The organism is Streptomyces sp. WM4235 (assembly GCF_001279725.1).
GTDB lineage: Bacteria > Actinomycetota > Actinomycetes > Streptomycetales > Streptomycetaceae > Streptomyces.
Window position 1 is genome coordinate 1 of the sequence record NZ_LGDE01000027.1, and the last position, 12,129, is coordinate 12,129.

A 12,129-nucleotide genomic window follows, 5' to 3' on the forward strand; every position below is an offset into this window, starting at 1 on the left:
GATAATCATGGTTCCCCTGCTTCTTGTTCTTCTGCTCGCTTTGATTCTTTTCGGTGCCGGTTTCGCGGTGAAGATCCTTTGGTGGGTCGCCATTGCGGTATTGGTGCTGTGGCTGGTCGGTTTCGTCGCTCGCCCCAAGGGGGGTAGCGGCCGCTGGTACCGCTGGTAGGAGCGGTACCGACGTACTGACGTCGGCGTACTGACGCGAGTCCTGCGGGGCCCACCCCTTCCCCGGGGGTGGGCCCCGCCGTCGTGCCCGGTCCGGGCCCGGTTCTTGCCGGCGGTCGGCGTCGCGCCGTTGCCGCCCGCGTCAGGAGGTGAACCGGCGTTACGAGGTGAACGCCCCGGCGGGGGAATCGGGTTCAGGCGAGGCGTAGTTCGGCGTTGATGGTCTTGCCGTTGAGATGAGTGCGAACGTCGACTCGTTGGGTGAGGCGTTTGATGAGTGGCCATCCGTAGCCGCCGGGGCGGTCGGGGGTGCCCGTGCGGGGCTGCGGGGTGTGGGGGTTGGCGTCGGCGACGGACAGGAGGAGGGTGTCGTCGGCGATTTCGGTGTGGAACGCGGTGAGGCCGCCGCCGTGGCGGATCGCGTTGGTGACGAGTTCGGAGGTGACGAGGAGGGTGTCGGCGGCGGTGACGCTGTCCAGGCTGATGCCCGCACGGCGCAGGAGCTCGCCGACCCTGGCGCGGGCCGCGGCGGCGGTGGCCGGTACGCGAGCGGGGTCGGCCGTCGGTGGTGCCGGCGGGGGGGGAGCCGGGGTGGCGACGGTCATGTGACCGCGGGCCTCTTCGTATCCGGAGCCGCGGCTGTCGTCGGCTTCTGTGGACGCGTTCATACCGTCATCGCCTGCCCACCGTCGGGCGTGTCATGTGGTGACACGCCGGTTCGGGCAGGGGATGCGCACGCCGTGGGCTCAGCATGTCATCGCGGTCTCCAGGGAGTCCGTCATGCGGAACGCGGGTCCGGATCCGGTCACCTCGAACAGTCGGCGGATCGCCACCTGTAGCGGGCCCGCGAGAACGAGAACCACTCCCGCCGCCATGTGAGCCTTCCGTGCGTCGAACAGTGCGTGGAGGACGGAGGAGTCCGCGAATTCCGCTTGGGACAGGTCGATCACCGTGCGGGAAGCGCCGTGTGCCGCTGCCTCGACGAGAGCCCGAGCCAGATCCGGCGCGCTCTCCCCGTCGAGATCGCCGCGCAGGCGGACGACGGTCGTGCCTTCGTGCGTGGTCGTGGTGACCACCGCTTCGTCTCCGTTCACCACGCCATGGTCCTACATGGCGAACGGCCGGACCGGCCCGGGTCCCGTACGACCCCCGAGCCCGCTCCCGAGTCCGGATCAGCCGGTCACGCGGTCACGCGTCCGCCTCGCCCGTACCCTGCACGATCTGCTCCTGCGTGATGACCTGGATCTCGTTGGTGAGCTCGTTGCGAATCCGGTACACCGCATGTGGTCCCAGATCGCGTACCTCCTCGACACGGCCGTGGTGTCGGCCCTCTCGGCCGTCGCGGTAGCCCACCCGGTCGTTCTTTTCGAGCGCCATGTTCTCCTCCTGGAGCGCCCGTCCCGCCCGCGAACGCTCTGGCGGCGCAAACGGGGGTACGGGTTCCGCTACGGCTGCGTCTTCCCTTTCGGCAAGCCCCCATGCCGACCGTCGTCGCCAGATGGTCGCGGCAGGCACGCCGTTAACGGCGTTAACGGCGTTAACGCCGGCCACGGCTGGTGCGGAGCGGCGGTCACGGCGGTCACGGCAGGGGCGGAGCCCACCCGGGAGGCTGACGTCGCAGGGCCTTGTGGGCGCACCCGCCCGCCCGCCGTCGGGGGTGTCGGGCGAGGGCGGGTAGGTGCTACGTATGGACACACACACCTCCGACCTTCCCGTCCCTCCCGGCCGCTCCGTCCTGGGGACTGCGTCGACGTGGTGGCTGACGGCATTGGACCGCATCGAGCACTCGACACAGGCGGACCCGGCCGTGCGGGCCCTACAGAAGGCGATCCGCTCGCTGCCCCTGGGCGGGGCACGTGATCTTCTGCGCGGCCGGGCGCTGGGCCATCCGGTCCATCCCGTTCTGGTGCAGGTGCCCATCGGCTGCTGGCTGTCGGCCGCCGTCCTGGACTTCGTACCGGGAGCTCAGTGCGGGGCAACCGTCCTCACGGCGGTGGGCCTGGCCGGCGTGGCCCCGGCGGCCGTGGCGGGCTGGGTCGACTGGGCCGACCTCCCACCCGAGCAGGCCCGGGTGGGACTCGCTCACGCGGCCTCCAACGCCGTCGCGGTCACCTGCTACGCCATCGCCCTCACAAACCGGCTGAGTGGCCGGCGGGCGAAGGGTCGACTGTGGTCGGTGGCAGGGCTGACGGCTGTCGCCGTCACCGGCGCGCTCGGCGGCCACGTGGCCTACCGCCAGGCGGTCGGAGCGTACCCGGCGGGCTAGCCCATGGTGGTTGCCGCGTGCCCGGTGTGGGCAACCGGTTCCTGTGACTCGGAAACCCCCGCCGGACACCACCCCGGACGGTCATCACGTCGTCATCGGCGGACGTCGCTGGCGCGCCACCGACCCGGCCATCCCCGATGACGTCAGCGCCCGCCTGCGCGTCCACCTGATGGCTGCCCGGCGGGCCGTCGGCGTCGCGCTTCGCGCCCACGATTCCGAGGCCGAGCGTGCGGCCCGGGACAGGGTTCAGTCGGCGAAGGTGGCGCTGGGGGAGCGCGGTACCCCATGGTGGGAGCAGAGCCCCGAGGAACGGCGTACGCGCTGGCAGGACGGCCTGGCCGCGTTGGACGCCTAGGAAGCGACGTGCAGTGGACGCCGCCCGACGAGGAGGTCTTTCGCTTCTCCATCGATGAGATCCGAGAGGTCGGCCGGTCATGAGGTCATGAGGTCATGACCGTTCGTCGCGCTCATGCGATGGGTGCGGGGGTGTGCGTTCCGGTGGCGCCGTGGAGGAGCGCCTGTTCTGCCCGTGCGAGTCTGCGGATCCCCTGGACCAGTTGATCCGGAGGGAGCGTGTACGGCAGGCGGATGTTGCGTTCGAAGGCGCCTCCGACCCCGAAACGCGGTCCGGCCGCGATCGTCACCCCGTGGTCGGGCGCCACGGCCGCGAGCCGTGAGCTGATGGGTTCACGGAACGTCGCCCAGAGCGTCACACCCCCGACTGGTTGCAGGGTGTGGACGTCCGGCAGGTACTCGGTGAGTGCCTGCCGCAGGGTGTCACGCTGCGACCTGAGGTGTTGGAGCGCGTCGGATCGCCGGGTCTGATGCTCGTTCAGAAGGGTTGCCGTGGCGAGCTGTTCGACGACAGGGGTGCCGAGGTCCGTGGTGGGACGGGCTTGTGCGACGCGTTCCAGGAGAGGGGGCACCGCGCGAATCCAACCTGTGCGCAGGCCGCCCCAGACGCTCTTGGACACCGATCCGACACTGATGGCTGTCGGCATGTGCAAGGCCAGGGGTTCCGGGCTCGGAACGTCCAGGGCAGATCGGTCATGGTCTCGTCGACGATGGTGGGGCACGCGAGCCTGAGCCGTTGGCGCACGCTCGTGGACATGCACATCCCGGTCGGGTTGTGGAAGTCGGGGATCAGGTACGCCAGGTTCGCGGCTCGCCCCGCCGCTTGGAGTTGCTCGGTGTCCCAGCCGGCAGCGTCCATGGCAGAGCCCGCGGAAGAGCCCACGGCGACGGGCAGGAGACGGGCGCGCGCTTCGGTGAAGGTGGTGATGGCGTGCGGGTAGGTCGGATGGTCGATGAGGACCGTGTCGCGCGGCGACAGAAGCACGCGGGTCAGGAGCGCCAGTGCGTGCTGCGCGCCGTTGGTGATCAGGATGTGATCGGGCCGGGTGGGCAATCCTCGCCGTTGGTACCACTCGGCGACCGCTTCGCGTAGTTCCGCGGTGCCGTGGCGGTCGTAGCCGTGCCGCTCGAAATGTCGTGGCAGCTGTTCGAGAGCCGTCGCGAACGCGGCGTGGAGGATTTCGACGGGCGCGGCCGGCGCGGCGAAGGACAGGTCGATGGTCTCCGCGTCCGTGCGGACCGGTTGCCGGGGCGCGGTGTCGCCGGGCAGCCGCACCGTCGCCCTGGTACGGGCCCGAGTGGCGAGGTATCCGTGCTCGACCAGTGTGCGGAACGCGGCACCGACGGTGGTCCTGCTGGTGCCGAGCACGGTCCCCAGGTCACGCTCACTCGGCAGGGCCGCTCCGAGGGAGATGCGTCCGTCCAGGATGAGCAGACGCAGTCTGTCGGAGAGACGTTGATGCGCCGGACCGGGCCCCTCCTGCCACGTCCCCAACATCCGTGCCACCGCGTGCGAGCTGATCTTCACTCGACCAGCATAGTCAATCTGGCTATGGAACCCAGGGCCAGATGCCCCGGAGACTCACCGCATGGCACCTCCCGCCCCCACGGCACACACCTCCGCCCCGGCTCCCCACCACCCGCCCGTGCTCCCGCGCATGAACGCGTTCGCCCAGGTCCGGGCAGCCCGGAAAGCGCGTCGCATCCCGCAACTCCTGTTCGGCTTGGCGGGGTACGGGGCCGCCGTCATGCTGCTCGTCCAGTCCGGGCTCGGCGCGGCCGGTTGGAACGTGCTCACGGAGGGGATGGCCAAGTCCCTTGGCATCTCGTTCGGTTGGGCGACCAACCTGATCTCACTGCTTGTGCTTCTCGCCTGGATCCCCCTGCGAGAACCGCCCGGGCTGGGCACGCTCCTCAACGTGGCGATCGTCGGGTTCGCCGCCGATGCCACCGCGACTGTGCTCCCCCATCCCCAGGGATCACTCACCCGGATCGGATACCTCGTCCTCGGCCTGGTCGCACTGGCATTCTTCGACGCGCTCTACCTCGGCGCGCAGTTCGGCTCGGGACCACGCGACGGCATCATGACCGGACTCGTTCGACTCACCCACCTGCCTCTCGCCGTGGTTCGCACCGGCATCGAGGTCACCGTCGCCGGCGCCGGCTGGCTTCTGGGTGGAACGCTCGGCATCGGAACCGTGCTGATCGCACTGTGCATGGGGCCTCTGGTCGGCTGCTTCCTTCCGCTGGTGGCCGTTCGCCTTCCCGAGGCTTCCGCACCCGCACGGCGCAGCCGATGAACCTCCACTCGTTGTCCTCGTCTCCTGCCGGAGCGCGTGGCCCCGCCCGGCGCGTGGCCCCGCCCGGCGCGTGGCCCCGCTCAGCTCGTGGCCCCGCTCAGCTCGTAGCCTCGTACGGCTCGCGGCTCGTACGGCTCGTCGACCTCGATCGCATCGCGACACGTACCCGGAAGGAGCGGTCATGAGTCCGCACAACTCACCCCGCCACCTGCGTGAGTTGCAGTTCAGCGGGCTCGCGAGGTCCGCGCTGCTGGACCGCCCCTGCGCGCCGCCCGTCGAGCACTTCCCCCGCCGTGTCTCGTCGCCGGCGAGCCTGTCGGGCCCGTCAAGCCCTCACCCGTCAGGCCGTAAGGCCCATCAGGCCCATCAGGTCGGCCCGGTCGGCCCGGTCCGTCAGGGTGACGCCGGGGAGGGCGTCAGCGCTGGCGAAGGCGTGAGCGCGGTCGCGGGAGGCGAGGTGGCGGCGGACGGGGTGCTGTCACCGTCCACGCACGTCAGCGACATGACGATCAGCGGCTGAATGCCTTGGGCCACCTGCTCTCCGGGGAGGCCTGCCATGACCGTCCAGTTGTTCTTCGTCAGCGTGAGAGTCCGGCTGCCCATGTCAGGACCGGCCTGCCAGCCGTGCTCGGAACGGGCCCGCGCGAAGGCCGCCTTGAGGGCGGTGTCCGCCGATTCCGCCGCATTCCGTCCCAAGAGCCGTTCGTGACAGATGCCCTTGTAGGTCGAGGGTTCCCGCTCCACCGTGAAGCCCTCCGCCGCCAGTACGGACGTCATCTCCGCGACCGCCGTGTCCGCGGGCAGCGGCGCACCGGAGAACCGCGGGGGCAGCGGGCCAAGATCTTGCAGCGGGTAGGCGCAGGCCGTGGCCGTCGCTGTCACCAGTGCCGCCATGATCAGGGACGCCACGGCTGTGCGCCTCTGTCGTCGTCGCACGATGATCTCCACCCTGTCCGCTCTCCGCATCTGCCGTCTGCCGTATGGCATCAGCCATCAGCCATCAGCCATGTGCCATGTGTACGGCCGGCCAGTCTTCCATCCCGCCGATCATGACGGGGCACCGGCTCCGGCACCGGCTCCGGCACCGGCTCCGGCTCCGCGCCGCCCCTGACCGAACCGGTTGCCCGATCCCCGCCCCGGTGACGAGTAAATTGCACCTCTTTGGGTTATTTGTTGCCTATGACTGATCTCGACTACGCCGACAGTTCCGACTTCGAGGACGCCGAGCGGGGCTTCGTCGCCGCCCTCACACCGGCGATCGTCCGGACGGACGACGGCCGCGTCATCTGGGACGGTGACGCGTACGCGTTCCTGGACGGGGACTGTCCCGACACCGCGCACCCCAGCCTCTGGCGGCAGAGCCGGCTGTGCGACAAGCAGGGCCTGTTCGAGGTGACCGAAGGGATCTACCAGGTCCGGAACCTGGACCTGTCGAACATGACACTCGTCGAGGGCGACACCGGTGTCATCGTCATCGACCCGCTGATCTCCGCCGAGACCGCGGCCGCCGGGCTCGCGCTGTACCGCGAGCACCGCGGCGACCGCCCGGTCACCGGGATGATCTACACCCACTCGCACGGCGACCACTTCGGCGGCTCGCGCGGGGTCCTGCCGCACGGGCACGCACCGGTGCCGGTCCTCGCCCCGGCCGGGTTCCTGGAGCACGCGGTGGCGGAGAACGTGTACGCGGGCGGTGCGATGACCCGCCGCGCGGTGTACATGTACGGCGCCGAACTGGCCAAGGGTCCTGCCGGGCAGATCGGCGCGGGGCTGGGCATGACGACGTCGAAGGGCACGATCACCCTTGTACCGCCGACACTGGACATCACCCACACCGGCCAGGAGGAGACCCTCGACGGAGTGCGGATCATCTTCCAGATGACGCCGGGCACCGAGGCGCCCGCGGAGATGAACTTCTACTTCCCCGACCGGCGCACGCTGTGCATGGCGGAGAACGCGACGCACACCATGCACAACATCCTGACCCTGCGCGGCGCGTTGGTCCGCGACACCCGCGTCTGGGCGCACTACCTGAGCGAGACGATCGCCCTGTTCGGTGACCGAGCCGAGATCGCGTTCGCCTCCCATCACTGGCCCACCTGGGGCCGGGACCGCATCGTCGAGCACCTGGCCGGCCAGCGGGACATGTGGGCCTACCTGCACGACCAGACCCTTCGCATGATCAATCAGGGCCTGACCGGCCTGGAGATCGCCGAGTTGATCGAACTGCCGCCGGCCGTCGCGCGCCGGTGGGCCAACCGCGGCTACTACGGTTCCGTCAGCCACAACGTGAAGGCCATCTACCAGCGCTACATGGGCTGGTTCGACGGCAACCCCGCACACCTGTGGGAACTCCCGCCGGTCGAGCAGGCCCGCCGCTTCGCCGCCGACTACGGCGGCGTTCCCGCGCTGGTCGCCAAGGGCGAGGAGTACGCCACCACGGGCGACCTGCGCTTCGCCGCGACGCTGCTCGGGCACGCGGTCTTCGCCGCCCCCGATGACACGGCCGCCAAGCAGGCACTGGCCTCGGTGTACGAGAAGCTCGGCCACGGCGCGGAGAACGGCACCTGGCGCAACTTCTACCTGATGGGAGCCCAGGAACTGCGCGGTACCATCGCGCACACCGCGCTGGACGCGACCAACCCCGAGATGGCGATGGCACTCACCGTCGACATGCTCGTCGACTCCCTCGCCATCCGCGTCGACGGACCGCGCGCATGGGACGAGAAGCTCACGATGAACTGGAACGTCACGGACGAGGGCCGCACCTGGCACCTGCTGCTGTCCAACGGCGCCCTCACCTACCGCAGCACCGACACCGCCGCGGAGACCAGCGGCCGGGCCCCGGCCGCCGACCTCACCTTGACCCTCACCAAGCCACAACTGCTCGCCGTCCTGGACGGCAAGGGCCTGGACGGCGTATCCGCCCAGGGCGACCCGGGGGTCTTCGCGACCCTCGTGAGCCTGCTCGACACCCCCGACCCCGACTTCGCCATCGTCACGCCCTGACCACGGCCGCCCGGGAGCGGGCTCATCGTGGGGGCGAGACCAGGCCCATCTCGTAGGCGAGGATGACGAGGTGGACCCGGTCGCGCGCGTCGAGTCGGGTGAAGAGCCGTGCGACGTGCGCCTTGGCCGTGGCCACGCTGATGGAGAGCTTCTCGGCGATCTCGGCGTTGGACAGGCCGTGGCCGACGAGGGTCAGGACCTCGCGTTCCCGGTCGGTGATGCCGCCCCTCGCCGTCCGGCGGGCGGGGGCGGGCTCGGGCCGTGCCGCGAACTCCTCGATGAGACGGCGCGTGACGCTCGGGGCTATGAGGGCGTCTCCGGCGGCGACGACCCTGATCCCGTCGAGAATGGTTTCCAGCGGCATGTCCTTGACCAGGAAGCCGCTCGCTCCGGCGCGCAGCGCGCCATGGACGTACTCGTCGTCGTCGAAGGTGGTGAGGACGAGTACGCGGGTCTTCGACTCCGGATCCGCGTTGATCCGGCGAGTGGCCTCGATGCCGTTCATGCCGGGCATGCGGATGTCCATGATGGTGACGTCCGGCCGCAGTCGCTGGACCAGTTCCACCGCGTCGGCTCCGTTTCCGGCGTCCCCCACCACCTCCATGTCGGGGATGTCGGCGATGAGGACCCGCAGCCCGGTACGGATCAGCGGCTGATCGTCGATCAGGACGACACGGATCACCTTCCGGCCGCCATGGGTCGGGGCAGGGGCAGCCGCGCGGCGATCCGGAAGCCGCCTTCCGGCCGCGGCCCGGCGCTGAACTCGCCGTGCAGCAGACTCACCCGTTCCCGCATGCCGGCGAGGCCGAATCCGGAGCCCGTGGGGGTGCCGCCGCAACCGAGGTCGACGATGTCGACGGCCAGTTCATCGCATTCGTAGGCGACCGTCACGGTGCAGTCCCGGATGCCCGAATGCCGCACCACGTTGGTGACCGCCTCCTGGACGATGCGGAAGGCCGCCAGGTCTACGTCCGAGGGCAGGTCGCGACGGTCGCCCTCCCACCGGAGGGCGACCCGGACCCCGGCGGCCGCGTTCTTGCCGACCAGTTGGTCGAGGGCGGCCAGGCCTGGAGGAGGGTCCAACGGCGCGGACTCCTGGTCGCTCCGGCGCAGTGCGCCGAGCATCCGCCGAAGGTCGGCGAGGGTCTCCCTGCCGGTGGCCTCGATCGCGTCCAGCGCCTTGCGCGTCTCGGTGGGCTGGGTGTCCATGACCCGGCTCCCGATGCCGGCCTGGATGGTGATGATGCCGATGTTGTGCGCGACCATGTCGTGCAGTTCCCGCGCGATCCGCAGCCGCTCGGCCGTGATCGCCTGCTGCGTCGCCTGGGTGCGTACGGTCTGCGCGTGCGCCCGGTTCTGATGGACCGTGTTGCCGATCAGCCAAGCGATGACGACGGTCGACGCGAGGGTGGCCGGAACCGCGAGGTTGAAGAAGTACCCCTGGGCGAGTCGCCAGAGCGTGTAGCCGGCCAGCACACCCACCGGTAGCACGGCAGCCAGGGTCGAGACCCGCCGCGAACGGGTCGCGGCGGTGTGGCACACGGCCGCGTCGGCCAGCAGGAAGAGCACGAACGGAGTTTCCCGTACCGGCATTCCGAGCGAGAAGACGGCGCCCGCGAGCGCGACCGAGACGGCGGCCAGTGGCGCGCGGAACAGGAGCAGCGTGCCCAGGCTCGTGACGATCGCGGTGACCAGCAGCGGCGCGTCCTCGATGTTGCCGTCGTACCGGAGAAGACGCTGCAACTCGTCCGGCCGCTGGAGTGCGCGTACGAGGATGAGTGTCGACCAGAAGGCCGCCACCCACACACCCGGTGGCACGCGCTTGAGCGGGAGTGGACGGCGAGTGGCGATCATCGGGCGATCCTATCGGCGCGCTCTTGCCGGGGCATTGGCCCACGGGCTTAGTCCCAGGGGCTACCAGCAGGGATCGCACATGTGATCCGGCGGCCGATGCCGGTTCCCCGCCCTCCCGGGCAGTTTGGACTCCGTGATCGAATCCATCCGACTGACCAAGCGGTTCGGCGACGCCCTCGCCGTCGACGACCTGACCTTCAACGTGGAACCGGGCAAGGTCACCGGCTTCCTCGGCCCGAACGGCGCCGGCAAGTCCACCACGCTGCGCATGATCCTGGGACTGAACGCCCCCACCAGTGGCTCCGTCACCGTGGACGGGGTTCCCTTCTCACAACGCCCGCGCGGACTGCGTCACGTCGGCGCGCTCTTGGACGCCCAGGACGTTCACGGCGGACGCAGCGCTCACGCGCACTTGTCCGCCCTGGCTCGCGGCAACCGCATTCCGTTGGCCCGTGTGGACGATGTCCTCCGGGAGGTAGGGCTGGCCAAGGCGGCGCCGCGTCGCATCGGAGGGTTCTCCCTCGGGATGAAGCAGCGTCTCGGCATCGCGGGTGCCCTGCTCGGCGATCCGCCGGTGCTCCTGTTCGACGAGCCCTTGAACGGTCTGGACCCCGAGGGCGTGCTGTGGGTGCGCGGTCTGTTCCGTCGTCTGGCGTCCGAGGGCCGCACCGTGTTCGTCTCCAGTCACATGATGGCCGAGATGGAGCACACCGCCGACCGGCTCATCGTCGTGGGCCGGGGCCGGCTGATCGCGGACCAGAGCCTTGAGGACTTCTCGGCCCGCAACGCCTCCCGGCACGTGGTTGTGCACACGCCCGATCTGGCAGCCCTGGAGGCCGTGTTGAGCGCCGAGGGCGCCTCGGTGCATCGGGAGAGTGGCCAGGTGGGGCTGGTGGCCGGCCTGGGCGCGGCCCGGATCGGTGAACTGGCCCACCAGCACCGCATCGTGCTGCACGAACTCGCCACCTGTACCTCCTCCCTGGAGTCGGCGTTCATGTCCCTCACCGCCGACAGCGTCGAATACCTCGCGGGAGAAGCACGATGAGCACCATGCCGTTCTCCGGGGCCCGGCCGTCCGCGCGCACAGCCGAACCGGCGGCCAGGTTCGTCGATCTGCTCGCCGCTGAGTGGATCAAGGTGCGGTCGCTCCGGTCGACCTACTGGGTACTCGCCCTCAGCGCGGTCGTCGCCATCGCGATCAACATCAACGGAGTCCACTCCGACCTGCCGTACATCGACCGGCCGCACCCCCCGCTCCCCGGTCTGTCGCCCTTCAGGTACGACCCGCTGTTCCACGGCCTGGGCAACATCGCCGCCGCCGTCATGGCACTCGCCGCGGCCGGATTCGGCGCCATCACGGTCTTCGGGGAGTACGCCACCGGAATGATCCGCACCACGTTCGCCGCCACCCCCGACAGGCGCGCGGTGATGACGGCGAAGGTGGGCCTCGTCACGGCGATCACGCTCGTCCTCGGCCTCATCGTCTCCGTGACATCGTTCTTCGTCACCAACGCGATGCTGGCCTCCCGCCACGTCGGACTGTCCATCCACGACCCCGGTTGCCTGCGCGCCGTCGCGGCGAACGCACTGGTCATCCCGGTCTGCGCGCTCATCGGAATGGCACTCGGCGCCGTACTGCGACACGCCACCGCCTCGATCGTCGCCGTCGTGGCGCTCCTCTTCATCCTGCCCATGCTCTTCGGTGGCGAGTGGTACAGGTTCCTGAAGGAGATCGGCAACCACCTGCCGCTCGCGGCCCGGAGTCGGCTGGCCCTGAACCCCGAATCCCACACCAGCCTGGGCGCCCACCCCGCCACGATCACGGGTTCCTGGATCGCGCTCGCCGCCTGGGCGGCCATGTCGGTGGCCGTCGCCGTGACGGTCGTGCGGCGACGGGATCTCTGAGCCTGGTCGGGTGCGTGGTCGGCACCGGCACCTCGGCCATAGCGTTCACTCTCAGCTCATTGCAACACGTGAAGGGGTTGCTGTTGCGTTAGGCGTCATTCCGTTGCAACGATATATGGCATCTCACCTGCGCAGATGGATAGTCCACGGAATGAATGTGTTGCTGGTTTGTCGAACGCAACGTAGCTTTTCCCTCATCGGAAACAACGAAGCGAAGGAAGACATCATGCTGAAGTTCGACACCCCCGCCCCGATCTCGACCGTCCTCGACAT

Annotated in this window: 14 protein-coding genes; 7 read left to right on the forward strand and 7 right to left on the reverse strand. The window is 69.7% G+C overall.

Going from position 1 to position 12,129, the window contains the following annotated elements:
* Positions 1 to 7: 7 nt before the first annotated feature.
* Positions 8 to 169 (forward strand): hypothetical protein, encoded by a 162-nt coding sequence (locus ADK55_RS39540; protein WP_053676175.1) that lies wholly within the window; start codon positions 8 to 10, stop codon positions 167 to 169.
* 193 nt (positions 170 to 362) lie between these two features.
* Here the strand turns inward: ADK55_RS39540 and ADK55_RS04645 are convergent, their stop codons facing one another.
* The 3 genes from ADK55_RS04645 to ADK55_RS04655 form a co-directional block, all read right to left on the reverse strand.
* Positions 363 to 836: an ATP-binding protein gene (locus ADK55_RS04645; protein WP_078998475.1), complete on the reverse strand. Its 474-nt coding sequence runs from the start codon at positions 834 to 836 to the stop codon at positions 363 to 365.
* Positions 837 to 914: 78 nt separating this feature from the next.
* Entirely contained in the window at positions 915 to 1,262 is a 348-nt protein-coding gene (locus ADK55_RS04650) for an STAS domain-containing protein (RefSeq protein ID WP_053676177.1), read from the reverse strand.
* 94 nt (positions 1,263 to 1,356) lie between these two features.
* Positions 1,357 to 1,545, reverse strand: a complete 189-nt coding sequence (locus ADK55_RS04655; RefSeq protein WP_053676166.1) for a hypothetical protein — start codon at positions 1,543 to 1,545, stop codon at positions 1,357 to 1,359.
* A gap of 310 nt (positions 1,546 to 1,855) precedes the next feature.
* Here ADK55_RS04655 and ADK55_RS04660 point away from each other — a divergent pair, with 310 nt between their 5' ends.
* Together ADK55_RS04660 and ADK55_RS04665 are read left to right on the forward strand one after the other, a co-directional pair.
* The gene (locus ADK55_RS04660) at positions 1,856 to 2,434 is read left to right on the forward strand and encodes a DUF2231 domain-containing protein (RefSeq protein ID WP_053676167.1); all 579 of its coding nucleotides are present in this window, start codon (positions 1,856 to 1,858) and stop codon (positions 2,432 to 2,434) included.
* A 43-nt stretch (positions 2,435 to 2,477) separates the two neighbouring features.
* Positions 2,478 to 2,789, forward strand: a complete 312-nt coding sequence (locus ADK55_RS04665; RefSeq protein ID WP_053676168.1) for a hypothetical protein — start codon at positions 2,478 to 2,480, stop codon at positions 2,787 to 2,789.
* 477 nt (positions 2,790 to 3,266) lie between these two features.
* Here the strand turns inward: ADK55_RS04665 and ADK55_RS04670 are convergent, their stop codons facing one another.
* Positions 3,267 to 4,316, reverse strand: a complete 1,050-nt coding sequence (locus tag ADK55_RS04670; RefSeq protein WP_267887330.1) for a PLP-dependent aminotransferase family protein — start codon at positions 4,314 to 4,316, stop codon at positions 3,267 to 3,269.
* A gap of 61 nt (positions 4,317 to 4,377) precedes the next feature.
* Here ADK55_RS04670 and ADK55_RS04675 point away from each other — a divergent pair, with 61 nt between their 5' ends.
* The gene (locus tag ADK55_RS04675) at positions 4,378 to 5,088 is read left to right on the forward strand and encodes a YczE/YyaS/YitT family protein (RefSeq protein ID WP_234349892.1); all 711 of its coding nucleotides are present in this window, start codon (positions 4,378 to 4,380) and stop codon (positions 5,086 to 5,088) included.
* Positions 5,089 to 5,481: 393 nt separating this feature from the next.
* On the opposite strand, the gene ADK55_RS04680 is transcribed toward ADK55_RS04675, so the two are convergent.
* Positions 5,482 to 5,997: a hypothetical protein gene (locus ADK55_RS04680; RefSeq protein ID WP_199826442.1), complete on the reverse strand. Its 516-nt coding sequence runs from the start codon at positions 5,995 to 5,997 to the stop codon at positions 5,482 to 5,484.
* 270 nt (positions 5,998 to 6,267) lie between these two features.
* Here ADK55_RS04680 and ADK55_RS04685 point away from each other — a divergent pair, with 270 nt between their 5' ends.
* Positions 6,268 to 8,097 (forward strand): alkyl/aryl-sulfatase, encoded by a 1,830-nt coding sequence (locus ADK55_RS04685; protein WP_053676170.1) that lies wholly within the window; start codon positions 6,268 to 6,270, stop codon positions 8,095 to 8,097.
* Between the two features lie 22 nt (positions 8,098 to 8,119).
* Here the strand turns inward: ADK55_RS04685 and ADK55_RS04690 are convergent, their stop codons facing one another.
* Together ADK55_RS04690 and ADK55_RS04695 are read right to left on the reverse strand one after the other, a co-directional pair.
* Positions 8,120 to 8,779 (reverse strand): response regulator, encoded by a 660-nt coding sequence (locus tag ADK55_RS04690; RefSeq protein WP_053676171.1) that lies wholly within the window; start codon positions 8,777 to 8,779, stop codon positions 8,120 to 8,122.
* Positions 8,776 to 9,951, reverse strand: a complete 1,176-nt coding sequence (locus ADK55_RS04695; RefSeq protein ID WP_053676172.1) for a sensor histidine kinase — start codon at positions 9,949 to 9,951, stop codon at positions 8,776 to 8,778. Before ADK55_RS04695 ends, ADK55_RS04690 begins: the two co-directional genes overlap by 4 nt.
* 133 nt (positions 9,952 to 10,084) lie before the next feature.
* Between ADK55_RS04695 and ADK55_RS04700 the strand changes: the two genes are divergently transcribed.
* A complete protein-coding gene (locus ADK55_RS04700) occupies positions 10,085 to 10,996 on the forward strand; it encodes an ATP-binding cassette domain-containing protein (RefSeq protein ID WP_199826443.1) in 912 nt (303 codons plus the stop codon).
* Positions 10,993 to 11,856, forward strand: coding sequence for an ABC transporter permease (locus ADK55_RS04705; protein WP_053676174.1), 864 nt, complete (start codon positions 10,993 to 10,995; stop codon positions 11,854 to 11,856). Before ADK55_RS04700 ends, ADK55_RS04705 begins: the two co-directional genes overlap by 4 nt.
* Positions 11,857 to 12,129 lie beyond the last annotated feature (273 nt).

What these genes read in the sequence shown, in the direction of transcription:
- ADK55_RS39540 (WP_053676175.1), top strand. Translation starts at nt 8, where the DNA reads ATGGTTCCCCTGCTTCTTGTTCTTCTGCTCGCTTTGATTCTTTTCGGT.
- ADK55_RS04645 (WP_078998475.1), bottom strand. Translation starts at nt 836, where the DNA reads ATGAACGCGTCCACAGAAGCCGACGACAGCCGCGGCTCCGGATACGAA.
- ADK55_RS04675 (WP_234349892.1), top strand. Translation starts at nt 4,378, where the DNA reads ATGGCACCTCCCGCCCCCACGGCACACACCTCCGCCCCGGCTCCCCAC.
- ADK55_RS04705 (WP_053676174.1), top strand. Translation starts at nt 10,993, where the DNA reads ATGAGCACCATGCCGTTCTCCGGGGCCCGGCCGTCCGCGCGCACAGCC.
- ADK55_RS04655 (WP_053676166.1), bottom strand. Translation starts at nt 1,545, where the DNA reads ATGGCGCTCGAAAAGAACGACCGGGTGGGCTACCGCGACGGCCGAGAG.
- ADK55_RS04660 (WP_053676167.1), top strand. Translation starts at nt 1,856, where the DNA reads ATGGACACACACACCTCCGACCTTCCCGTCCCTCCCGGCCGCTCCGTC.
- ADK55_RS04685 (WP_053676170.1), top strand. Translation starts at nt 6,268, where the DNA reads ATGACTGATCTCGACTACGCCGACAGTTCCGACTTCGAGGACGCCGAG.
- ADK55_RS04695 (WP_053676172.1), bottom strand. Translation starts at nt 9,951, where the DNA reads ATGATCGCCACTCGCCGTCCACTCCCGCTCAAGCGCGTGCCACCGGGT.